Genomic DNA, 23,269 nt, shown 5'->3' with positions numbered 1-23,269 from the left:
CCGGCTCCTTTCGTTTAACTGTCGGGTTTGTAACGCGTTTCAGGCCGGTTGGTTCCCGTCGCCAAGGCTGCCATCGGTGAATTGCAGCCGCGCCAGCCGGGCATACAGCCCGCCTTCGGCCACCAGTTCGTCATGGCTGCCCTGCGCCACGATCCGGCCATGGTCGAACACCACGATGCGGTCGGCCTTTTTCACCGTCGCCAGCCGGTGCGCGACGATAATGGTGGTGCGGCCCTGCGCCAGCCGGTCGACGGCATTCTGAACCAGCCGTTCCGATTCCGCGTCCAGCGCGCTGGTCGCCTCGTCCAGCAGCAGGATCGGCGCGTCGCGCAAGATCGCGCGGGCAATGGCGATGCGCTGTTTCTGCCCGCCCGACAGCATGACCCCGCGTTCGCCCACGAATGTGTCATAGCCATCGGGCAGGGCGGTCAGAAAGTCATGGGCATTGGCGGCCATGGCGGCGGCCTCGACCTGTTCATCGCTGGCGCCGGGGCGGCCAAAGCGGATGTTTTCGCGCGCCGAGGCGCCAAAGATCACCGCATCCTGCGCCACCAGCGCGATCTGGCGGCGGAAATCGGCGCGGGCCATCTGGCGCAGATCAACGCCGTCAATGCGCACACTGCCCCGATCAGGGTCCCAGAAACGCTGGATCAGCTGAATCACCGTGGTCTTTCCAGCCCCGGACGGGCCAACCAGCGCCACGGTTTCGCCGGGGGCGATGGCCAGCGAAACCCCTTCCAGCGCCGATGTGTCGGGCCGGCTGGGGTAATGGAAGGTCACGCCGTCCAGGTCGATGCGCCCCTTTGCCGGCACGGGCATCGGCACCGGGGCATCGGGGTCGGTCAGGCTGTCGCGTGCCGATAACAGTTCCGCCAGACGTTCGGCGGCGCCGGCGGCGCGCTGGATCTCGCCCCAGATCTCGGACAGGGCGCCGACGGACCCGGCGACCATGATCGCATAGATCACGAACTGAACCAGCTGCCCCACCGACATGATCCCCAGACGCACATCGCGCGCGCCCACCCACAAGATGCCGGTGACCCCGGCAAAGATCAGGAAAATCACGATCACCGTCATCAGCGCGCGGGTCCGCACCCGCGCAATCGCGGCGTCATAGCTGCGTTCGGTCAGGCTGCCAAAGCGGGCGCGGGTCGGGGCCTCGTGGGTGAAGGCCTGAACGGTTTGCGCGGCCAGCAGGCTTTCGGATGCAGCGCCCGAACTGTCCGCGATCAGGTCCTGATTGCGCCGCGACATGCCGCGCAGACGCCGCCCCAGCGTAATGATCGGCACCAGCACCAGCGGCACCAGCAGGAACACCAGCCCCGTCAGCTTGCCCGAGGTCCACAAAAGCATCGCCATGCCGCCGATCAGGATCATCGCGTTGCGCAGGGCAATCGACACGGACGAGCCCACCACCGACTGGATCAGCGTGGTGTCGGTGGTGATGCGGCTGATGATTTCGCCGGTCATGACGCGTTCGTAAAAGGCGGGCGACAGGCCGATCACCCGGTCGAACACCGCCTTGCGCAGATCGGCCACGACACGCTCGCCCAGGCGGGTGACAAGGTAATAGCGCAGCCCCGTCCCCAGCGCCAACAGCGCCACCACCGCCAGCGCGGCGATGAAATACTGGTCCAGCAGCACCGCCCCGGCGTTGAACCCATCGACCACACGGCGCACCGCAATGGGCAGGATCAGGCTGATACCCGCCGTGATGACCAGCGCCACCATGGCCCCCGCCAGCAGGCTGCGATAGGGGCGAATGAACGGCCAGATGGCGCGCAGGGCGCCGATCCGGCGCGTGGTCGGGCGGTCCTCGGTGACGGCGGTGGTGCTGCGGCGGGCCATGTCCTGTCCTTTTCGTGGCGCGGTTCCGGTCTAGGGCGACCAGAGGGCAAGGGCAAGATTGCCACAGCAACCAGATAAAACTGAACCGTTTGTTCATTTTCTTTGGAACCCACGCTGAATATCGTGGCTTTGGTTGCCTGATGCCGACCTGAACTGACGCGCGAGAGGCAAATGATGAGGCAAGCCCTGGTCGTTCTGTGCTGCTGGGCAATATTTCTGACGGGATGTGGTGGCTGTATCCTGACCGTTGTCTTCTTATTCTGTTGGGCAGCAGTTCTGCTGACAATGGGTGCCGCGGGCTTGTTTGTCCGACCCGGCGCATCGCCCGAAGGCGCGGCCTGCCCGGCGCCGATCCTTGGGATGGGCGTCGCAGGGCTGTTTTTGCTGATCCTGTCCGGCATCTTGTGGGCAAGCTTTGCGTGGGGACCACATATCGTGGCGTGGTGGCGTGACCTGCACAGGCCAGACCCTGACCTGTGACCCGGCGCGCAAGCCGGGCAATGACAGGTGGTAAAGGGCAGGGTGGTGGTGCGGGCCGCGGGACTCGAACCCGCACGGGCTTGCGCCCCAGGGATTTTAAGTCCCATGCGTCTACCATTCCGCCACGCCCGCAGCGTTGAAACTGGCTACGCGCTTGCGGCGGCGGGATCAAGGGCTGATGGTCCGCAGGGGGCTGGCTGCCCCCGTCCCCGTTCCGGGGCCTCCCCCGCGGATATTTGTGCCAAGGCGAAGGCCCATCACCCTGGCCCAAATATCCCCAGGGGGTGAAGGGGCCAAAGGCCCCGAGGGGGCGCGGGCGCCCCCTTATCCCCGCTGTGCCGCCAGACCGGCGGCGCGGGTCTGCGACAGGGTGGCGCCTGCACTTAACGCTTCGGGGTCAAGGCGCAGCTCTATGATCGCGAATGTGTTGGCATCGCGCGCCCGCGCAAAGGCGGCGGCGAAATCCTGTGTCCGGGTCACGCTTTCGCCATGACCGCCATAGGCGCGGGCCAGCGCGGCGAAATCGGGGTTGGCCAGATCGGTGCCCGACACCCGCGCCGGATAGGTCTTTTCCTGATGCATCCGAATGGTGCCATAGCGGCCATTATTGGCGACGATGACAATGGGCCGGGCGCCGTGCTGGCGGGCCGTGGACAATTCGTTGATGGTCATTTGCAGGCATCCGTCCCCCGCCAGACAGACCACGCAGCGATCCGGGTATTCCAGCGCCGCCGAGATCGCCGCCGGCAGCCCATACCCCATCGACCCGGAGGTCGGCGCCAGCTGCGTCCCCGCCGCCTTGAAGCGGAAATAGCGGTGCAGGAACGCCGCGTAATTGCCCGCGCCATTGGTGATGATGGCGGTGTCCGGCAGGGTGTCGGACAGCCAGCGGATCACCTGTTCCATCCTGACATCGCCGGGGGTTTCGCGCGGGGTCTGCCAATCGTCATAGGCGGCGCGCAGCCTTGCCGTCCAATCGGGCCAGCCCACGCCCGCGCCGGGCGCGGTATCGGCCAGCGCGGCCAGCACCTGTCGCGGATCGGCGGCGATGAACGGGTCGGGGCGCCAGACATGGCCGGCCTCGTCCGGGTCGGGATGGACCTGCACGATGCGCCGCCCCTGCTGTGCCGGGTCCATCAGCGTATAGCCACCGGTCAGCGTATCGCCCAGACGCGACCCCAGCGACAGCACCAGATCGCTGTCCTTCAGCGCCTGCCCCAGCGCCGGGTTCATGCCGACGCCCAGATCCCCGACATAGTGATCGTGCCGGTTGTCCATATGGTCCTGACGGCGAAAGGCCACGGCGACGGGCAGGCGCCAGATTTCGGCAAAACGCGCCAGATCCGCCGCTGCCCGGTCACCCCACAGCGACCCGCCCGCCACGACCAGCGGGCGCTGCGCCTGTGCCAGCGCATCGGTGATGGCCGCGATCTGGGCCACCGACACCGATTCGGGCCGGGCGGCGGGCGGTGCAATATCGGGCACGTCCACGCGGGCCGACAGCATATCCTCGGGCAGGGCCAGCACCACCGGGCCGGGCCGCCCTGACAGGGCCAGATGAAAGGCGCGGCTGACATATTCGGGAATGCGGGCGGTGTCGTCGATTTCCGCCACCCATTTCGCCAGCGGCGCGAACATGGCGCGGTAATCGACCTCCTGAAAGGCCTCGCGGTCGCGGTCGCTGCGGGCGATCTGGCCGACAAACAGGATCATCGGCGTCGAATCCTGCCGCGCCACATGCACCCCGGCGCTGGCATTGGTGGCACCGGGGCCGCGGGTGACAAAGGCGATGCCGGGGCGGCCGGTCAGCTTGCCGAAAGCCTCGGCCATCATGGCGGCGCCGCCTTCATGACGGCAGACGATATTGGCGATGGCGCTGTCATGCAGCCCGTCCAGCGCCGCCAGAAAGCTTTCGCCCGGCACCGAAAACACCCGCGTGACGCCATTGGCCGCCAGCGCATCCACCAGAATTTGTCCGCCATGCCGCATGATCCTTGCCCCCTTGTCTGGCATATCGTCGGGGCAGGTTGCGCCAGTCCGGGGCGCGGGGCAAGGGGGGCGGCGCAACAGGGCGCGGCTTAACCGCGACCGCCTTGCAGGTTGCGGATGTCGCGCAGGGTTTCCACCAGCAGCGCCGTCATCAGCCCGATATTCAGCAACCCGTTCGCGGCGGCCAGCCCCCCCAGCAGGCGCCATCCCTCGGGCAGCAGGACATCACCGAACCCCAGCGTGGTAAAGCAGACCAGCGAAAAATAGGTGGCATGTTCAAGGTCGGGAAACACCCCCAGCCCGACAAAGACGAAGGCCCAGATCCACACGCTGATCGTCATCAGCCCCAGCACCCAAAAGGCCGAAACCATCAGCACCACGATCTGCTTGGGCTTGTGGGGGTGCCGTTTCAGCCACGGGCGGAACCGGTTCAGCAGGGTTTCCATCACCGCGACCGAAATGCCGGCAATCAGGACCGTGGACAGCATCACCACCGAACCCAGCGCTATCTGTCCGAACATTCGCCCCCCTCGCCCTGCCGCGATCTTTACTTATAGCTCTGCCGCACTTATCTGTCCCCGATCATGGCACAGAAATCAGACCCCAATTACAAGATCATCGCGGAAAACCGAAGGGCGCGTTTCGATTACTTTATCGAAAGCGACCTTGAATGCGGCATCGTGCTGACCGGGTCCGAGGTGAAATCGCTGCGCACCGGCCAGTCGAATATCGCTGAATCCTATGCCAGCATTGAAAACGGCGAATTGTGGCTGATCAACAGCCATATCGCGGCCCTGTCCAATGCCGGTGTTTTCGGGCACGAGGAACGCCGTCCGCGCAAGCTGTTGGTCAGCCGCAAAGAGCTGTCGCGCCTGTGGCAGGCCATTGGCCGCGAGGGGATGACGCTGGTGCCGCTGGTGATGTATTTCAACCATCGCGGTCTGGTGAAGGTCAAGATCGGCGTCGCCAAGGGCAAGAAGGTCGCGGATAAACGCGAAACCGCCGCCAGGCGCGACTGGAACCGGCAAAAGCAGCGGCTGCTTAAACAGGGCTAAGCAGTTTGGGCAGGCGGCGTCGGTGACGCGCGCCTTGCCGGGGGTCGGGTCCGGCGGGTCAGGGGCCGGGCGCGGTCAGAAGGACCGGGTGGGCCGGTCAAACACCTTGCGTCCGAACAGGCTGCCGACCAGATCGACCATCAGCTTGGCGGTGCGGCCCCGGTCATCCAGAAACGGGTTCAGTTCCACCAGATCCAGACTGGTCATCAGGTCGGATTCATGCAGCAATTCGCAGACCAGATGCGCCTCTCGGAAGGTGGTGCCGCCGGGGACGGTGGTGCCGACCGCAGGCGCGATGGACGGGTCCAGAAAATCGACATCCAGCGACACATGCAGCATCCCGTTTGCCGCGCGCACCCGGTCCAGAAACCGGCGCAGCGGGGCGGCGATGCCTTCTTCGTCCAGCACGCGCATGTCATTGACCTCGATCTCGGTCTGTTCCAGCGCGGCATGTTCGGCGGGGTCGACGCTGCGGATGCCGAACATGCAGATGTTTTCCGACGGCACCGGCGCGGGAAAGGGCGGAAAGGCGTCAAACCCTTCGCGCCCGTTGATATAGGCCATCGGCGTGCCATGCAGATTGCCGGATGTGGTGCTGTCGACGGTGTGAAAATCGCTGTGCGCATCCAGCCACAGTACGAACAGCGGCCGCCCCTGCGCACTGGCATGGGCGGCGGCACCCGCCACCGACCCCAGCGCCAGCGCGTGATCGCCGCCCATAAAGATGGGCAGGCCGCCATCCGACAGTGCCGCCAGCCCGGCCTCGCGCAGGGCATTGGTCCAGCCGATCACCTCGGGCAGGTGATGCACGGCGGTATTGTCGCACCCGGCCTTGACCGGGGTGCAGATGGCATCGCCGCGATCCTGCACCCGGTGGCCCAGTTCGGCCAGCGTTTCAGGCAGCCGCGCCACGCGATAGGCCGCCGGTCCCATCAGACAGCCGGCGCGGCGCTGGCCCTCGTCCACGGGGGCGCCGATCAGGATGCAGTGCTTGGTCATGTCGCGGGTCTCCTTCGTGGTGGTTGGGGGCAACGTGTGGGCGGGGCTGCGGGTTGCACCCTCAGGCCAGCCGTGCCGCCGCCGTCGCGATCAGCGCCAGACCCGAGGCAAATAACAGCCCCAGCGCCAGCCTGCGAATGGTATCGGTCGAAACCGGCGGGGGAAAGCGCCGTGCCAGAAATGTGCCGGTCAAAACCGCGGGAATGGCCCCGGCGGCGGCGGTGGCAACGGGCGCGGTCACGGCGCCGTCCGCCAGCGCCAGCGCCAGACGCACGATCTGGGTGGTCAGAAACACCGCCAGCAAAGTGGTGCGCACCGCGTTCAGCGGCATCGGCTGGCGGTAAAGCTGCCAGATCACCGGCGGGCCGGCGGTGGCGAACAGCCCGCCCATCAGCCCGGCCCCCAGCCCTGCGGTGACAAAGCTGCCCGGCGCCGACCGGCGCGGCTGACGCCGGGGCCGCATCGCCAGTTGCAGCGCCGACCCCGCGATCGCCAGCCCCAGCAGCACTTGCAGCACCCCCAGCGCGCTGCCCGCCAGCCAGCCCAACAGGGCATAGCCCGCCACCAGCCCCGGCCACGCCCCCAGCAGGATCAGCGCCAGCGCCGGGCGGTCCACGTCGCGCCAGCCGCGCAACAGCACCAGCGCGGCATTGGTCATCGCCAGCATCGACACCACGATGGCCGCCTGCGGCAGCGGCATCAGCCCCATCAGGCCCACGGCGCTGATGGTCATCAGCCCCAGCGCAAAGCCGGTCAGCGTCTGAACCCCGGATGCCACCACCACGACGCCCCAGAAAATGATGGTATTGGCGTCGAGATGCATTCACCGCTGTCCCTGACTTAGCTGCGCACGCCCTTGAACTGTTCGGCCCATGCGTCGCGCTGGTCGTCGGTGATCTTGGTGAACAGGTTGTCGGGCACCGTAAAGCCATGCCCGGCGGGCAGCGCGGTCAGGGCCTGCGCCACGTCATCCGGCCATCCGGCATCACCGCTGCCCATCGCCTGCGCCATTTCGGCGCTGGCAAAGGGGATGAACGGGGCAGACAACACAGCGTAAAGGCGAATCAGGTTCAGCCCCAGACGCACCTGCATGGCGGCGCGTTCCGGGTCGGTCTTGAAGGTCGCCCAGGGGGCGGCGCTTTGCAGGTATTCATTGCCCAGAACCCAGATCGCGCGCAGTTCAGCGGCGGCTTTGCGGATTTCCATCGCGTCCATGAACCCTTCACAGGCGCGGATGCGCGTGGTCAGCGCCGCGATCAGGGCCTGTTCCTCGGGGCCGTGGGCGCCGCCTTCGGGGACGGTTTCGCCAAACTTGCTGCGGCAGAACTTGGTGATGCGGCTGACGAAATTGCCCAGCACATCGGCCAGATCCTTGTTCACGGATTGCTGGAAATTCTCCCATGTGAATTCGCTGTCACCCGATTCGGGGGCGTGCGACAACAGCCACCAGCGCCAGTAATCGGCCGGCAGGATCGACAGCGCCTGATCCATGAACACGCCGCGCCCCTGACTGGTGCTGAACTGGCCGCCATCATAATTCAGGTAATTGAACGACTTGATGTAATCGACCAGCTTCCATGGCTCGCCCGAGCCCATGATCGTGGCCGGGAAGGACAGGGTGTGGAAGGGCACGTTATCCTTGCCCATGAACTGGGTATAGGTCACGTCATCCGCGCCCTTGTCGGTGCGCCACCAGCGTTCCCAGTCGGCATCGGGCCTGCCCGCCGCATCGGCCCATTCGGCCGTGGCGCCGATATATTCGATGGGGGCATCGAACCAGACATAGAACACCTTGCCTTCCATCCCCGGCCAGGGCGCATCGCCCTTTTTCACCGGAATCCCCCAGTCCAGATCGCGGGTGATGCCGCGATCCTGCAAGCCGTCGCCGTCAAACAGCCATTTGCGCGCGATGCTGGTGGTCAGCACCGGCCAGTCGGTCTTGCTGTCGATCCATGCCGCGATCTGGTCGCGCATGGCGGACTGGCGCAGATACAGATGCTTGGTTTCGCGCACCTCCAGATCGGTGCTGCCGGAAATGGCGCTGCGCGGCGCGATCAGGTCGGTCGGGTCCAGCTGTTTGGTGCAGTTTTCGCACTGGTCGCCACGCGCCTTGTCATAGCCGCAATTGGGGCAGGTGCCCTCGATATAGCGGTCGGGCAGAAAACGGCCATCGGCATGGGAATAGATCTGACGTTCGCTGACCTCCCGGATCAGCCCGGCATCGGCCAGACGCCCGGCGAAATGCTGGGTCAGGGCATGGTTGCGGGTGCTGGACGACCGCCCGTAATGGTCAAAAGACAGCCCGAACCCCTGCGCCAGCGCGGCCTGTTCGTCATGCATCCGCGCGCAATATTCCGCCACGGGTTCGCCGGTTTTCTTGGCGGCCAGTTCCGCCGGGGTGCCGTGTTCGTCGGTGGCACAGATGAACATCACCTCGTGGCCGCGGGCGCGCAGGTAACGGGCATACAGATCGGCGGGCAACTGGCTGCCGACAAGGTTGCCCAGATGCTTGATGCCGTTGATGTAAGGAAGTGCCGAGGTGATCAGATGCCGGGCCATGGGTGTTCCTGAAAAGGGTCGGTGTCTCAATGAAAAGGCCGCCCCCGAAGGTGCGGCCCCTGTGCGGCGGAACGTTACCGCCGCCGGTCGCGGCGCGAACTGGCGGGCTGGAAGGCCACCGCCACATGGGTTTCGCAATAGGGCTTGCCCGGCACGGCAGGCAGGCCGCAGAACCAGAACTTGTCGGTCGCCGGGTCACCGATCGGCCATTTGCAGGTGCGTTCGGTCAGTTCCATCAGCGACAGCTTCTTGGACCGTTTCTCGACCTCGCGGGCGCTGGCCAGCGTTTCCTCGGGGATCTCGTTGGCCGAGGGTTGCGGCGGCAGCGGCTGACCGGCGGGCACGATGTTGCGGCGCGGGTTAAAGGCCGGGGTGGCGGGGGTCGGCGCGGGGTCCGGTTCCGGGGCTTCGGCGGCGGCCTGGGGCTGGGGGGCCTCGGGCCGGGGGGTCTTGGGCTTGTCAGCCCTGGGCTTGTCGGCCTTTTCGGCTTTGGCCTTGTCCGCCTGCGGCTTTTCCGGCTGGGGCTTTTCGGCCTTGGGCTTGTCAGCCTTGACCTCGGGCTTGGGGTCGGGCTGGGGTGCGGGGGCGGGCTGGGGCGCGGCCTCGGCGGGCTTGGCCTCGTCCTCGTTGCGGTTGGACAGGCCCAGACGATGCACCTTGCCGATCACCGCGTTACGGGTCACGCCGCCCAATTCCTTGGCGATCTGGCTGGCCGACTGGCCTTCGGCCCACATCCGCTTCAGGGTTTCCACACGTTCGTCGGTCCAGGACATCAGCGCCTTCCCGCGGGTCCGCCCCGCCATCTTGAAACTTTCGCATGATCCGGCAACAACCGGGATGCCGAGAAATACCCCTGCAATCGCCGCATTTCAAGGACCGCCATGCCGATTCCCCCGCAAAACACCGCCAGCCATGACACGGCCCCCGAAATGGGGGTGCGCCGCTTTGGCCGCGTCAACCTGATCGGCCTGCGCACATTGGCCACGCGCGAAACGATGCGCTTTCTGTCGGTGTGGCAACAGACGGTGCTGGCGCCGCTGATGACGGCGGGGCTGTTCGTGGTGGTGTTCGCGCTGGCGCTGGGGCGCGACCGGGGGCTGGTCATGGGCGTGCCCTATCTGGCCTTTCTGGGGCCGGGCATCCTGATGATGACGGTGATCCAGAATGCCTTTGCCAATACGTCATCATCCATCGTGGCCGCCAAGATGCAGGGCAATATCATCGACACGCTGATGCCGCCGCTGTCCCCGGCCGAGGTCGTCACCGGCTATCTGGCCGGGGCGCTGGCCCGTGCGGGGCTGGTCGCGCTGGTCATTCTGGCCGGGCTGGTGCTGGTGCTGGGTCAGGTGCCGGCGCATCCCGGCTGGGTCGCGGTGTTCGTTGTCATGGCGGCGCTGCTGATGGGCGGGCTGGGGATGCTGGCGGGGATCGTGGCGCAGAAATTCGACCAGATGGCGGTGGTGACCAATTTCATCGTGACGCCGCTGTCCTTCCTGTCCGGCACCTTCTATTCGGTCGAGGCCCTGCCCCCGGTGTTTCGCGCCCTGTCCCATGCCAACCCGATCTTTTACCTGATCGACGGGGCGCGTTTCGGCGTGGCCGGGGTGTCAGATGCCAGCCCGTGGCTGGGGCTGGCGGTCAGCGGGGCGGCGGTGGTGCTGGTGGTCGGGCTGGCCTGGCACTGGATGCGCACCGGCTATCGGATGAAACCGTGATTGCGCGGCGATGCGTTCCGCGCTATGGCATCGGGTATGAAAGCCCGGACCACCCGTATCGTGACGCGCCGACGTTGATTTTCAACGTCCGTTCCCGCTTTCCCTTTTCCCAGCCAAACCACCTTGCCCGTCCGTGCGACGGGGCCGTTGTGCAAAGGATCACCCCATGATTTCGCATGTGCTGCCGACCTATAACCGCGCCGATCTGGCCTTTGAAAAGGGGCAGGGCGTCTGGGCCATGACCGCCGATGGTACCCGATACATGGATCTGGGCGCGGGGATCGCCGTCAATGTGCTGGGGCACGCCCACCCCGATCTGGTCGCCGCGCTGACACAGCAGGCGGAAAAGATCTGGCATGTCTCGAATCTGTATCACATCCCCCAGCAGGAAAAGCTGGCCGATGCGCTGGTGGACAACACCTTTGCCGATACCGTCTTTTTCACCAATTCCGGGACCGAGGCCGCCGAGCTGGCGATCAAGATGGTGCGCAAATACTGGTCCGATAAGGGTCAGCCCGACCGGACCCGGATTCTGACGCTGGAAGGCGCCTTCCATGGCCGGTCAACCGGCGCCATCGCGGCGGCGGGGTCGGAAAAGATGACCAAGGGCTTTGGCCCGCTGATGCCGGGCTTTCACACCGTGGCCTTTGCCGATCTGGACAAGCTGCCCGGCATGGTCGGCCCGGATACGGCGGCGGTGATGCTGGAACCGGTGCAGGGCGAAGGCGGCATCCGCCCGCTGCCCGATGACGTGCTGCGCGCGCTGCGCGCCGCCTGTGACGACACCGGTGCCCTGCTGGTCTTTGACGAGGTCCAGTGCGGCATGGGCCGGACCGGCAAGCTGTTCGCGCATGAATGGGCGGGCGTGACCCCCGACATCATGATGGTCGCCAAAGGCATCGGCGGGGGCTTTCCGCTGGGGGCGGTCTTGGCCACCGAACGCGCCGCCGCGCCGATGGTCGCGGGGACGCATGGCTCGACCTATGGGGGTAACCCGCTGGCCTGCGCGGTGGGCTGTAAAGTGATGCAGATCGTCGCGGACCCTGCCTTCCTGGCCGAGGTCAACCGCAAGGCGGCCCTGTTCCGCCAGCGGCTTGAGGGGCTGGTCGCCGCCCATCCCGACCTGTTCGAAAGCGTGCGCGGGCAAGGGCTGATGCTGGGGCTGAAATGCCGTGTCGCCCCCGCCGATATGGTCAAGGCCGGCTATGCCGAACATATCCTGACCGTTCCCGCCGCCGATAATGTGCTGCGCCTGCTGCCGCCGCTGAACATCTCGGATGACGAAATCGCCGAGGCGGTGACCCGACTTGACCGCGCCGCCACGCGTCTGGCGGGCTGAGGGGCCTCCGGCGGGGGTATTTGGGCAACGAAGAAGATGGGTGGTTTTGGCTTTCAAGGGGTGGAACGGGCTGACCTGCCGCGGCTGGCGGGCTGGCTTGCCACGCCCGCGGTGGCACAATGGTGGCCCGACCCTGATCGCCAGATTGGCGCGATCACGCAGTATCTGGACGATCCCGCGATCCGCCAGATGCTGGTGTGCCATGACGACGTTCCGGTCGCCTATCTGCAATTCTATCCGGTCCATCGCTGGCAGGCGCCCCAATATGCCGGCCTGCCATCCAGCGCCATCGCGCTTGATGTGTTTTCGGGGCCGGGCGGAATGGGGCATGGCGCGGCATGGCTGAGGGCCATTGGCGACAGCCTGCTGACCCATGCGCCGGTGCTGGCCGTCGATCCCAGTCCAGACAACGCCCGTGCCATCCGCGCCTGTCTGAAAGCCGGATTCACGGGCGATACGCTGCATCTCGATGATAAGGGCCAGACGGTGCGGGTCATGACCCGCCGACGATGACCGCCTCGCTTCTGTTCCAAATACCTTGGGGGAGGTCCCACAGGGACCGGGGGCAAAGCCCCCTTGACCCCGGCCTTTCCAGCAGGCTTGCTGTGCCAAAAGATCGAAAGACTGAAATATGACGCATTTTCTTGATATCCATACCACCGATCAGGCCGACCTGCGCCGGATCATTGATTCGGCCCATGCGATGAAGCGCGCCCGTGCTGACCGCCCCAAAGGCACCCCCGACGATGAATTGCCGCTGGCCGGGCGCATGGTTGCCCTTATCTTCGAAAAGCCCTCGACCCGGACCCGCGTCAGCTTCGATGTCGGCGTGCGGCAGATGGGCGGCCAGACCATGGTCTTGTCCGGCAAGGAAATGCAGCTTGGTCACGGAGAGACGATTGCCGACACCGCCCGCGTGTTGTCGCGTTATGTCGACCTGATCATGATCCGCACTTTTGAAGAGGCGACCCTGCATGAAATGGCGGAATATGCCGATGTGCCGGTGATCAACGGGCTGACCAATCGCACCCATCCCTGTCAGATCATGGCCGATATCATGACCTACGAGGAACATCGCGGGCCGATCTCGGGCAAAAAGGTCGTCTGGTCGGGCGATGGCAACAATGTCTGTGCCAGTTTCCTGCACGCTGCCGGACAGTTTGGTTTTGATCTCACCTTCACCGGCCCGCAGCCGCTGGACCCCGAGGGCGAATGGCTGGATTTCGCGCGTGCGCATGGGGTCAACGCGGTGATCGAACGCGATCCGGTCAAGGCTGTGACCGGCGCCGATCTGGTGGTGACCGATACCTGGGTGTCGATGCATGACCCGCAATCCGCGCGCGAGCGGCGGCACAACATGCTGCGCGGCTATCAGATCAACCGCGAATTGATGTCCCATGCCAAGCCAGACGCGCTGTTCATGCATTGCCTGCCTGCGCATCGCGATGACGAGGCCACGTCCGAGGTGATGGACGGCCCGCATTCGGTCATTTTCGATGAGGCCGAAAACCGGCTTCATGCCCAGAAGGCGGTGATGCGCTGGTGTCTGGGGGCGTAAAACGCGCCACCGCGCCCGGTTTTTGGCGCGGGCGATAAGGGCAGACGGGGCATGCAGCCCCGTTTGCGTGCCCGGTGCCGGGGGGTGTCACCTTTGCGTCAGCTTTCCCGGAAGGCACGGGTGAAGTAGTCGGTCAGCGGTTTCAGCAGATAGGCCAGCGGGCTGCGTTCGCCGGTCTGGATGAACACCTCGACCGGCATTCCGGGGATCAGCGCCAGATCGCCAAGTTTGGCCATCTCGGCGGGCGGGATGCCGACATCGGCGCGGTAATAGGGGCTGCGCGTGACCTCATCCACCACCGAATCGGCGGAAACGCGTTCGATGACGCCGTCAATCTCGGGGGTGGTGCGGCTGGCGAAGGCGGAAAAGCGCAGCACCACGGGCTGGCCGATATGCACCTCGTCGATATTGATGGGCGAGACCCGCGCCCCGATGATCAGCGGCCGGTCCTGCGGGATCAGGTAAAGGATCGGCTCGGCCGCGCGGATGACCGAACGGGGGGTGGTGATCTTAAGCTCGTGCACGATCCCTGAAACCGGGGCGCGGATGTCCAGCCTTGCGATGCGTTCGCTCAGCGAGCGGCGGCGTTCCGCCAGCTCCAGCTCGCGATAGCCGAGGTCGCGCAGTTCTGTTTCCGCCGTCTCGCGACGTTCCGAGCTGAGCTTGAGCCGGGTGATCCCGATCTCGGTCAGGCGGGTTTCGGCCCCGGCGCGGGCGGCTTTCATTTCGCCCAGCTGACCGTCCAGACGTGCGGCTTCGCGTTCCAGCGCCAGCACACGCGGGGCCTGCGCCAGCCCCTTTTTCAGCAGCGCCCGCTGGTCAGTCAGTTCCTTGTCCAGAAAATCGCGCTGCCGGGTCAGGGCACCGGATTGCGCGTCGATGCCTTCGATCTGGGCGCGTACCTGATCGGCCTGTTTGCTAAGCTGGTCAAGCGACTGCATCAGCGTGTCGCGGCGGGCACCGAACAGGCTGGTCTGGCCGCCCATCAGCGCCGCCATCGCCAGATCGGCTTGGCCGCGTTCGGTCAGTTCGGTGGGGAAGCTGATGGTTTGCGCGTCCGATCGCTCGGCCTCGAGGCGGCCACGGCGGGCAAGGATCTCGAAATACTGGCCTTCGACAATGGCCAGTTCGGTGCGCAGCAAGGTGCCGTCCAGCCGGATCAGAATATCGCCGGATCGGACTTGCTGGCCCTCTTTGACCTCGATCTTTTCGACGACGCCGCCATCGGGATGCTGAACCACCTGCCGGTGTCGCTCGACCTCGACCTGGCCGGGGGCGACGACGGCGCCGGCAATGCGCGAGGTGGCCGACCACAGACCAAAGCCCAGAACCAACACCAGAACCGCCATCATGCCAAGCCACACCGACCCGGCGGGCGACCAGTCGCGCGCCGGTGCTGCGGCAGGCGGGGCGGGCGAAGGTGCCGGGCGTCGGGGCGGTTCGGTTCGGAACTGGTCGGTCATGTCACCCCCCCGCTGCCACCGGCGTTGATTTCGCCTGCGTTGCGCACCGCCTTGCGCAGAACGTCGTCGCGCGGTCCGAAGGCCCGCAACTGGCCGTGATCCAGCACCAGAAGCAGATCGCATTCCGAGATCGCCGCCGGCCTGTGCGCCATGATGATGACAGCGCCGCCACGGGCCTTGGTGGCGCGGATGGCCAGATTCAGCGCCTCGGACCCCTGATTGTCGAGATTGGAATTCGGTTCGTCCAGCACCAGCAGAACCGGGTCGGCATACAGCGCGCGTGCCAGACCGATGCGCTGAATCTGGCCGCCCGACAGCCGTGCCCCGGCCTGTGCCAGCGGCGTGTCATAGCCGTTGGGCAGTTGCAGGATCATGTCATGCGCCGCGGCGGCCTGTGCGGCGGCGACGACCAGTGACGGGTCGGGCCGGGGCGACAGGCGGGCGATGTTTTCGGCCACCGTGCCATCGAACAGCGTCACCTGCTGGGGCAGATAACCGATCAGCCCGCCAAGAATGTCGGGGTCATACTGGTCCAGCGTTGCGCCGCCCAGACGAATATCGCCCGCTGCCGCAGGCCAGGCGCCGATCAGGGCGCGCGCCAGCGTCGATTTGCCCGCCCCGGACGGGCCGATCACCCCCAGCGCCTGTCCGGGGCCGACGCGCAGGCTGATGCCACGCAGGGTTGCCAGATTGTCGCCGGGGGGCACGACCGAAAGGTTCCTGATGCCGACCTGCGCCTGCGGGCGGGGCAGGGGGGTGCGCGGCACCGGCGGCGCCCGGCGCGATAACAGCGCCGCCAGCCGCCGCCAGCCATCCTGTGCGCGCTGAACCAGCGGCCAGCCGCCCACCACCTGTTCCACCGGCGCCAGCGCCCGGCCCATCATGATGGACGAGGCGATCATCGCGCCCGGCGTCACCTGCTGGCGCAGAACCAGCCACGCCCCGGCAGCCAGCAACGCGCTTTGCAAAAACAGCCGGAAGCTGCGCGAGAATACGGTAAAGGCGGCGCTGCGATCCGCGGCGGTCATCTGTGCCCGGCTGGCCTGATCGCGGGTGCCGCGCCAGCGGTGGAACGTGGCCTCGCGCATTCCCAGCGCGCCGATCAGTTCACCCTCGTCGCGATACATATCGGCCATTTTATCGGCGCTTTGCGCCGCGATCTGTGCGTGTTGCAGCGGGGTCTTGCCGTAGATCTGGTTCAGCAATGTGGTGCCCACCAGGATCAGCAGACCCACGGTGGCCACCGCCCCCAGCAACGGGTGGAAGACAAACACCGCCAACAGGAAAAACGGCGCCCAGGGCAGGTCGAACATGGCCATCAGCACCGGCGAGGACAGCAGCCGCTGCACCGCCTCGAGGTCGCGCAGGCCGCCGCGAATCACCGCTGTGTCACCGGCGGCCACGCCATCATGCAGCGTCGCGCGATAGACCCGCGAATCAAGATCGTCCTGAAACCGCGCCGCGACCCGGTGCATCACCCGGTTTCGCGCAAGGTCGATCACGCCCATCAGCAGGAACAGGAAGAAAACCAGCAAAAACAGCGCTGTCAGTGTCTCGACCGAGCGGCTGCCAAGGACGCGGTCATAGACCTGCATCATGAATAGCGGGCCGGTCAGCATCAGCAGATTGACCGCGACCGAGAACAGCCCGACCGCCAGAAACAGCCGCCATGACCGCCGTCTTGCGCCGCGCAGTTCCGCCAGCCCGTTATATGTCGCGGCGTTCCTAGCCATTCAGTTGGGCCATCCCTTGCCTGCCTTCGGTAAGCTGACTTGTTCGTTGCGTGGTGACCCTTTATCCCAGCCCATAGCCAAGAAACAGAGCCGCTTTTCCCCAAGCTCTACAGCCAAAAGGTTAGGAAATCCTTTGCGCCGGTCATTTTTTTCCATTTTTCTTTTGTGTCTGGCGGCTTGTGGCGGCAACGGTGCCAGCGAAAGCGACCCGTTGCAGCCGCTGAACAGGCGGATTCATGCCTTTAATGTCGGGCTGGACAAGCATGTGCTGCGCCCTGTTGCGCGTCCCTTCAAGGGTGGTGGCGATGGCGGTGGTGAACCCGGTGTGCTGGTGGTGGCGGGCAATGTCAGCGCCAACCTGTCGCTGCCCGGCAAGGTGGTCAATCACCTGCTGCAAGGCCGCCCCGGCCCGGCGCTGCGCAACAGCCTGCGCTTTGCCGTCAACACGACGCTGGGGCTTGGCGGCATTATGGACCCGGCCGGGCAGGAATTCGCGCTGGCCGAACAGGACACCGATTTCGGTGAGACGCTGCATGTCTGGGGCGTCCCCGAAGGGGCGTATATCGAACTGCCGCTGCTGGGGCCGTCCACGCTGCGCGATGCGGCGGGCAAGGTGGTGGATGTGGCGCTTGACCCGCTGTCGCCGCATCTGAACCCGGACCAGAAGCGTGGCAAGCTGGCGCTGAAGGTGCTGTCCAAGGCTGGCAAACGCGCCCGGTTCGGGGATACGGTGGATTCCATCCTGCATGACAGCGCCGACAGCTATGCGCAGGCGCGGCTGATGTATCTGCAACATCGCCGCCATGAACTGGGACAAGACAGCCAGGAGATCGACCCCTATGACGACCCTTATGCGCCCTGACCGCCGTGGATTTCTGGGCCTGATCGCCGGGGCCACGCTGGTCGCCGTCACCCCGGCGCTGGCGCTGGATGCCGCGCAGGCCCGCGCGCTGGTGGAAAAATCACTGGCCGAGGTCTATGCCGTCATCAATTCAGGCCGCCCCCCGGCGCGGATGTATCGCGATTTCGAGGCTATTTTCGCCCGCTATGCCGATGTCGACATTATCGCCCGATCGGCGCTGGGACCGGCGGCGCGCAGCACCAGTGCCGCCGATTTCGCCGCCTATCGGCAGGCGTTTCAGGGCTATATCGGGCGCAAATACGGCAAGCGGTTCCGCGAATTCATCGGTGGCCGGATCGAGGTGACCGGCGCGCGGCAGCTGAAATCGTTTTTTGCCGTGACCTCGGTCGCCTATCTGAACGGCCGCGCCCCGATGGAGATGGAGTGGCATGTCTCGAACAAATCGGGGCGCAGCCTGTATTTCAACATCATTATTGAGGGCGTGAACATGCTGGCATCGGAACGCACCGAGGTGCAGGCCATGCTGGCCCGCCGCAAGGGCGATGTGCGCGCGCTGACCGCCGATCTGCAACAGGCCGGTTAAGGGCCGGGAGGGGCAGGACGAAAAAACCCCGCCACTGGCGGGGTTTTTTGATGACCGGCGGGCCGGGGGGCGTCAGCCGCCGCCAAGGATATTTTTCAGCGCGTCGCCCAGGGCATCGCCGCCGCCATCCTGATTTTGCGGCTGAACGCGCACCTTGCCGGGTTCCGCCGGGGTGCCGGGTTCCGCCGGGGTGCCGGTGGTGCCGGTCTGGCCCATGGCCTCGGCCAGGGCGGCGGCCAGCGGGTCGCTGTCGCCGTCTCGCACGATCTGCGGGCCGTTATTGCCAACAACATAGCGGCCCTCGCCCTCGGCATTCTGGATCGACAGCGGCAGGGCGGGCAGGCCCTGATGGATTTCCTCCATCACGGCTTGCCAGATCTCGGCGGGCAGGCCGCCGCCGGTGACGCCTTTCAGCGGGGTGTTGTCGTCGTAACCCATCCACACCCCGGCCACATATTGTTCTGTAAAACCGATGAACCACGCGTCGCGCGACGATTGCGTGGTGCCGGTCTTGCCTGCCGCGTCACGACCGGGCAGGCGGGCGCGGGTGCCGGTGCCGCCCTCGATCACCTGTTTCATCATGCCCATCAATTCGCCCGCTGCGCGCGAACTGATCACCCGTTCGCCCATACCGCCCTGCTGGCCGATCAGCGGCTTGTCGTCGCCCTTGATGCGCAGCTCGATCAGGCCATAGGGCCGGACCGAGGTGCCGCCATTGCGGATGCCCGCATAGGCGCCGGTCATTTCCAGCAGCGTCGATTCCGACACGCCCAGACCCAGCGACGGGCCTTTATGCAGGTCATGGGCAAAGCCGAACCCCTCGGCCACGTTGATCACGGCGTCGCGGCCCACGGCCTCTTGCAGGCGGATGGTGGCGGCATTCAGCGACCGGCGCAGCGCATCGGCCAGCGTGACATCGCCGTAATATTTGCGGGTATAGTTCTTGGGCGTCCACGGTTTTTGCCCGCGAATGCGGAAGGTGATCGGGCCGTCGCGGATAATGTCATTGGGCTTGTAACCCATGTCCAGCGCGGCGGCATAGACAAAGGGTTTGAAACTAGACCCGGTCTGGCGCTTGGCCTGCGTGGCGCGGTTGAAAGCGCCATTAACGGTGGTGTCGCGCCCGCCGATCATGGCGCGCACGGCCCCGTCGGCGGACATGATGACCACGGCGGCCTGCGCCTTGGACCCGTCAGCCACCTTTTCGCTGAAGGTGCGTGCCAGCGCCCGTTCCGCCGCGCGCTGGATGCGCTGGTCGAACGTGGTCTTGATGGTCACGTCCTCGGTCGTTTCGGTGGTCAGGAAGGCGGGGCCGTATTCCATCACCCAATCCGCGAAATAGCCCCCCGCGCGGGCCGATGCCGCCTTGGACAGCACGGCAGGGTGGGCGCGGGCGTCATCGGCCTGTGCCTTGGTGATGTAACCCTGTTCCTGCATCAGCCCGACAATCACACTGGCGCGGCCCTGTGCGCGGTCAAGGCTGGTGGTCGGGGCGAAATAGGACGGCGCCTTCAGCAGACCGGCCAGCATCGCGGCCTCGGCCACGGTGACATCCTTGGCGGGCTTGTTGAAATAGCGCTGGCTGGCGGCCTCGAACCCGCGCGCGCCCGCGCCCAGATAGGACCGGTTCATATAGATGTTAAGGATGTCGTCCTTGCTGTATTTCGCCTCGAGCGCGAAGGAAAACGGCACCTCTTTGACCTTGCGCCACAGCGACGAGGCGCGGCAATCGGCCTCGAACGCGGTTTCATCCTTCCAGCGGGTGGGGTCGAAACTTTCGCCAAGGCATAACAGCTTGGCCACCTGCTGGGTGATGGTCGAGCCGCCATTCCCCTCAAGCGGGCCGCGCCCGGCGGCCATGTTGATCTTGACCGCGCTGGCGATGCCGCGCGGGCTGATGCCCAGATGGCCGAAAAAGCGCTTGTCCTCGGTGGCGACGACGGCCTCGCGCAGGACCGGGGCGATCTTGTCGGACGAAACCGTGCCAAAGGTCTCGCCGCGCCAGGCAAAGACCCGGCCCTCGCGGTCCTCCATCGTGACCGAGCCGCGCATCCGGGCGTCGAACAGGGCCGAAGCCTCGGGCAGTTGCGAAAAGTAATAGAACGTCGCCAGCCCCACCAGCAGCGCAACCGCCAGCGTCAGCCGCCAGATGCTGCCCCACAGGATGCGCCAGACCAGCACCACCAGCCCGGTGATGGATCGCGTCACAAGGTTGCCGCGCCGCACCGGTCTGGCCGGCTTGCGCGAGACCCGCGGCGATGCTGCGGCCGGTTTGGCATAGCGGTTTTCGGCGGTGATGCGCGATCCGCGACCGTTCTTTTTCGTCATGCGTATGGTTCCTGCCCGACCCTCTGGCCGCGTGTTTTCACGCCACCTTACAGCAGTCGCGCGGTTTTGAGAATAACCCTGACCAATCCGTGATCTGCCTGAAAAACGGGCAGGGCGTGCGCAAACTGCCTGCCCGGCGCGCAGCCCCGGTTTGCCGCAGCGTCGGCATGGCCGATTTCTTGCGCCCGGCCCGCGACGCGGCCCTTGTGAAAGGGAACGGCAACCATGCCGCAGGACGCGACAGACAGGTGAGGACCATGAACAAGATCTTTCCCGCAACCCTTCTGGCCGGATCGGGTCTGGCCGGACCCGTTTGGGCGCAAGAGGCCGCCGCGCAGATCCCCGACAAGGGCGACACCACCTGGATGATGATTTCGGCCATTCTGGTGATGATGATGTCAGTGCCGGGGCTGGCGCTGTTTTATGGCGGGCTTGTGCGGGCGCGTAACATGCTGTCGGTGCTGGCGCAGGTCTTTGCGGTGTTTTGCCTGATGGCGGTGCTGTGGGTTGCCTTTGGCTATTCGCTGGCCTTTACCGGTGCCGGCAGCGCCGCCGAGGCCGGGCCGCTGACGCCCTATATCGGCGGGCTGTCCAAGGCGTTTCTGGCGGGCGTGACCCCCGATGCCGTGGCCGAGACGTTTTCCAAGGGCGTGTATATCCCGGAATATACGGTGGTGATCTTCCAGATGGCCTTTGCCTGTCTGGCCCCGGCGCTGATCGTCGGTGCCACGGCGGAACGGATGAAGTTTTCGGCCATCCTGATCTTTGCGACGATCTGGTTCGTGCTGTCCTATCTGCCGATGGCGCATATGGTCTGGTGGTGGGGTGGCCCGTCGGCGGCGGATGCACCTGCGGGGCTGTTGTTCAGCCATGGCGCGCTGGATTTCGCCGGTGGCACCGTCATTCACATCAATGCCGGCGTGGCGGGGCTGGTCGCGGCCATCGTTGCCGGGCCGCGGCTTGGCTTTCGCAAGGAACTGATGGCGCCGCATAACCTGACCTTTACCTTTATCGGCGGCTGTCTGCTGTGGATCGGCTGGTTCGGCTTTAACGCCGGTTCCAACCTCGAGGCGAATGGCGTCGCGGCGATGGCGATCCTGAACACGGTTGTCGCCACGGCGGCGGCAGGGCTGGCCTGGGCGCTGGGCGAATGGATCTGGCGCGGCCACCCGTCGCTGCTGGGCGCGGTATCGGGCGCGGTATCGGGGCTGGTCGGTGTGACCCCGGCGGCGGGCTTTGTCGGGCCGATGGGGGCGATTGCCATTGGCATCGTCAGCGGGCTGGTCTGCATGGGCTTTGTCGTCGGGCTGAAAATGAAGATGCGCGTCGATGACAGCCTTGACGTGTTCGGCATCCACGGCGTGGGCGGCATTGTCGGTGCGGTGCTGACCGGGGTGTTCGCGGCGCCCTCGCTTGGGGGGACGGGGGTGTGGGATTACGCCACCGATACCGTCGCGCCGTTCGACATGGGGGCGCAGGTCTATGCCCAGGTGCTGGGGGTGCTGATCTGCATCATCTGGTCGGCGGTGGTGTCCTTCGCCGCGCTGCATCTGATCAAGGCGGTGATCGGCCTGCGCGTCAGCCACAATGACGAGCGTCAGGGTCTGGACATCACCACCCATGGCGAGAACGCCTATAACTGATCGCGTGCCATGACAGGGCAAAGCCCGGCCAGCCGGCCGGGCTTTTTCACGTGAAACAATCGGGGTCGGTCAGGCCAGACGGGCCACGACGTAATCGGCAAGATCCGACAGGATGGCGCGCAGCGGATGATCGGGCAGCCTGTCCAGCGCCGCCTTGGCCCTGCCCGCCCAACCGAAGGCGTCGTCGCGCGCCGCCGCCAGCGCCCCGCGCCGCGACAGAATGTCCAGCGCGGTGGTCAGGTCGGCATCGTCCTGTTTGCCCTGCGCGATGGTGCGGTCCCAGAAGGCGCGTTCACCGGCATCGGCGCGGGCAATGGCCTTGATCACCGGCAGGGTCAGCTTGCCTTCGCGGAAATCGTCGCCGGTATTCTTGCCGATGGTCGCGCTGCTGCCGCCATAATCCAGCAGGTCGTCAGCGATCTGGAAGGCGATCCCCAGCGCATCGCCGTAATCGAACAGCGCCTGCCGCTGGTCCGGGGTTGCCCCGGCGATGACGGCGCCGACCTCGGTCGCGGCGGAAAACAGCGCTGCCGTCTTGCCGCGCACCACCTGAATATAGGTGTCCTCGGTCGTGGCCAGATCCTGCGCGGCGGTCAGTTGCAGCACCTCGCCCTCGGCAATGGTGGCGCTGGCGGCGGACAGGATGCGCATCACATCCATGCTGTCGGCATCGGCCATCAGCTGGAAGCTGCGGGCGAACAGGTAATCCCCGACCAGAACGCTGGTCTTGTTGTCCCAAAGCAGATTCGCCGTGGGCCGCCCCCGGCGCTGGCGGCTTTCGTCGACCACATCGTCATGCAGCAGCGTCGCGGTGTGGATGAATTCCACCGTAGCCGCCAGCAGCAGGTGGTCGCGGCCCCGATACCCCAGCAGCCGCGCCGCCGACAACACCAGCATCGGGCGCAGACGCTTGCCGCCGGCGTCAATCAGATGGGCGGTGACTTGCGGGATCAGCGGCGCGTTGCGGCTGATCATGCGGTCGTGGATCAGCCGGTCCACGTCGCGCATATCCTGTTCCAAAGCGCCGGTCAGGCGGTCCATCACTGTCGCGTCGGTCATCTTTCTGGCCCTCTTGATCGCGACAAGCCATTGCCATGCAATGGACAGCGGCGCAA

General features: G+C 65.9%; 19 protein-coding genes and 1 tRNA gene. 8 read left to right on the top strand and 12 right to left on the bottom strand.

The window, feature by feature from the left end; genetic code table 11:
• Positions 1 to 39: 39 nt before the first annotated feature.
• The 4 genes from ACFXP9_RS10290 to ACFXP9_RS10275 form a co-directional block, all read right to left on the bottom strand.
• Positions 40 to 1,848 (bottom strand): ABC transporter transmembrane domain-containing protein, encoded by a 1,809-nt coding sequence (locus tag ACFXP9_RS10290; RefSeq protein ID WP_397208353.1) that lies wholly within the window; start codon positions 1,846 to 1,848, stop codon positions 40 to 42.
• Positions 1,849 to 2,374: 526 nt separating this feature from the next.
• Positions 2,375 to 2,460, bottom strand: a tRNA-Leu gene (locus ACFXP9_RS10285).
• Positions 2,461 to 2,652: 192 nt separating this feature from the next.
• Entirely contained in the window at positions 2,653 to 4,317 is a 1,665-nt protein-coding gene (locus ACFXP9_RS10280; RefSeq protein ID WP_397208352.1) for a thiamine pyrophosphate-binding protein, read from the bottom strand.
• Positions 4,318 to 4,406: 89 nt separating this feature from the next.
• Entirely contained in the window at positions 4,407 to 4,838 is a 432-nt protein-coding gene (locus ACFXP9_RS10275) for an ion channel (protein ID WP_397208351.1), read from the bottom strand.
• Positions 4,839 to 4,901: 63 nt separating this feature from the next.
• On the opposite strand from ACFXP9_RS10275, the gene smpB reads away from it, so the two are divergent.
• Positions 4,902 to 5,372: an SsrA-binding protein SmpB gene (gene smpB, locus ACFXP9_RS10270; protein ID WP_397208350.1), complete on the top strand. Its 471-nt coding sequence runs from the start codon at positions 4,902 to 4,904 to the stop codon at positions 5,370 to 5,372.
• Between the two features lie 75 nt (positions 5,373 to 5,447).
• Here the strand turns inward: smpB and rocF are convergent, their stop codons facing one another.
• The 4 genes from rocF to ACFXP9_RS10250 form a co-directional block, all read right to left on the bottom strand.
• The gene (gene rocF / locus ACFXP9_RS10265; protein WP_397208349.1) at positions 5,448 to 6,371 is read right to left on the bottom strand and encodes an arginase; all 924 of its coding nucleotides are present in this window, start codon (positions 6,369 to 6,371) and stop codon (positions 5,448 to 5,450) included.
• Between the two features lie 61 nt (positions 6,372 to 6,432).
• A complete protein-coding gene (locus tag ACFXP9_RS10260) occupies positions 6,433 to 7,194 on the bottom strand; it encodes a TSUP family transporter (protein WP_397208348.1) in 762 nt (253 codons plus the stop codon).
• Between the two features lie 17 nt (positions 7,195 to 7,211).
• On the bottom strand, positions 7,212 to 8,930 hold the full coding sequence (metG, locus tag ACFXP9_RS10255; protein WP_397208347.1) for a methionine--tRNA ligase: 1,719 nt from the start codon (positions 8,928 to 8,930) through the stop codon (positions 7,212 to 7,214).
• 74 nt (positions 8,931 to 9,004) lie between these two features.
• Complete coding sequence (locus ACFXP9_RS10250; protein WP_397208346.1) at positions 9,005 to 9,703, bottom strand: GcrA family cell cycle regulator; 699 nt, start codon at positions 9,701 to 9,703, stop codon at positions 9,005 to 9,007.
• Between the two features lie 108 nt (positions 9,704 to 9,811).
• Between ACFXP9_RS10250 and ACFXP9_RS10245 the strand changes: the two genes are divergently transcribed.
• The 4 genes from ACFXP9_RS10245 (at position 9,812) to argF (ending at position 13,542) form a co-directional block, all read left to right on the top strand.
• Positions 9,812 to 10,645 carry an ABC transporter permease gene (locus ACFXP9_RS10245; RefSeq protein WP_397208345.1) on the top strand — a complete coding sequence of 278 codons (834 nt, stop codon included), beginning with the start codon at positions 9,812 to 9,814 and terminating at the stop codon, positions 10,643 to 10,645.
• A gap of 166 nt (positions 10,646 to 10,811) precedes the next feature.
• Positions 10,812 to 11,984, top strand: a complete 1,173-nt coding sequence (locus tag ACFXP9_RS10240; RefSeq protein WP_397208344.1) for an aspartate aminotransferase family protein — start codon at positions 10,812 to 10,814, stop codon at positions 11,982 to 11,984.
• A 36-nt stretch (positions 11,985 to 12,020) separates the two neighbouring features.
• A complete protein-coding gene (locus tag ACFXP9_RS10235) occupies positions 12,021 to 12,497 on the top strand; it encodes a GNAT family N-acetyltransferase (RefSeq protein WP_397208343.1) in 477 nt (158 codons plus the stop codon).
• A 118-nt stretch (positions 12,498 to 12,615) separates the two neighbouring features.
• Positions 12,616 to 13,542: an ornithine carbamoyltransferase gene (gene argF / locus ACFXP9_RS10230; RefSeq protein WP_397208342.1), complete on the top strand. Its 927-nt coding sequence runs from the start codon at positions 12,616 to 12,618 to the stop codon at positions 13,540 to 13,542.
• A 98-nt stretch (positions 13,543 to 13,640) separates the two neighbouring features.
• Here argF and ACFXP9_RS10225 read toward each other — a convergent pair whose 3' ends face one another.
• Complete coding sequence (locus tag ACFXP9_RS10225) at positions 13,641 to 15,005, bottom strand: HlyD family type I secretion periplasmic adaptor subunit (RefSeq protein WP_397210188.1); 1,365 nt, start codon at positions 15,003 to 15,005, stop codon at positions 13,641 to 13,643.
• The gene (locus tag ACFXP9_RS10220; protein WP_397208340.1) at positions 15,002 to 16,738 is read right to left on the bottom strand and encodes a type I secretion system permease/ATPase; all 1,737 of its coding nucleotides are present in this window, start codon (positions 16,736 to 16,738) and stop codon (positions 15,002 to 15,004) included. The genes ACFXP9_RS10225 and ACFXP9_RS10220 overlap by 4 nt, the downstream gene beginning before the upstream one ends.
• 211 nt (positions 16,739 to 16,949) lie before the next feature.
• Here ACFXP9_RS10220 and ACFXP9_RS10215 point away from each other — a divergent pair, with 211 nt between their 5' ends.
• Together ACFXP9_RS10215 and ACFXP9_RS10210 are read left to right on the top strand one after the other, a co-directional pair.
• The gene (locus ACFXP9_RS10215) at positions 16,950 to 17,600 is read left to right on the top strand and encodes an MlaA family lipoprotein (protein ID WP_397208339.1); all 651 of its coding nucleotides are present in this window, start codon (positions 16,950 to 16,952) and stop codon (positions 17,598 to 17,600) included.
• Positions 17,578 to 18,183: an MlaC/ttg2D family ABC transporter substrate-binding protein gene (locus ACFXP9_RS10210; protein ID WP_397208338.1), complete on the top strand. Its 606-nt coding sequence runs from the start codon at positions 17,578 to 17,580 to the stop codon at positions 18,181 to 18,183. The genes ACFXP9_RS10215 and ACFXP9_RS10210 overlap by 23 nt, the downstream gene beginning before the upstream one ends.
• 72 nt (positions 18,184 to 18,255) lie before the next feature.
• Here the strand turns inward: ACFXP9_RS10210 and ACFXP9_RS10205 are convergent, their stop codons facing one another.
• Entirely contained in the window at positions 18,256 to 20,511 is a 2,256-nt protein-coding gene (locus ACFXP9_RS10205; protein WP_397208337.1) for a transglycosylase domain-containing protein, read from the bottom strand.
• A gap of 257 nt (positions 20,512 to 20,768) precedes the next feature.
• Between ACFXP9_RS10205 and ACFXP9_RS10200 the strand changes: the two genes are divergently transcribed.
• Entirely contained in the window at positions 20,769 to 22,154 is a 1,386-nt protein-coding gene (locus ACFXP9_RS10200) for an ammonium transporter (RefSeq protein ID WP_397208336.1), read from the top strand.
• 69 nt (positions 22,155 to 22,223) lie between these two features.
• Here the strand turns inward: ACFXP9_RS10200 and ACFXP9_RS10195 are convergent, their stop codons facing one another.
• Positions 22,224 to 23,213 (bottom strand): polyprenyl synthetase family protein, encoded by a 990-nt coding sequence (locus tag ACFXP9_RS10195; protein WP_397208335.1) that lies wholly within the window; start codon positions 23,211 to 23,213, stop codon positions 22,224 to 22,226.
• Positions 23,214 to 23,269 lie beyond the last annotated feature (56 nt).

Origin of the sequence: Paracoccus jiaweipingae, from assembly GCF_044335505.1 — a bacterium.
In the GTDB taxonomy this organism is placed as follows: domain Bacteria; phylum Pseudomonadota; class Alphaproteobacteria; order Rhodobacterales; family Rhodobacteraceae; genus Paracoccus.
Note: the sequence above shows the minus strand (reverse complement) of the source record. Positions and strands in the feature narration are given on the sequence as shown.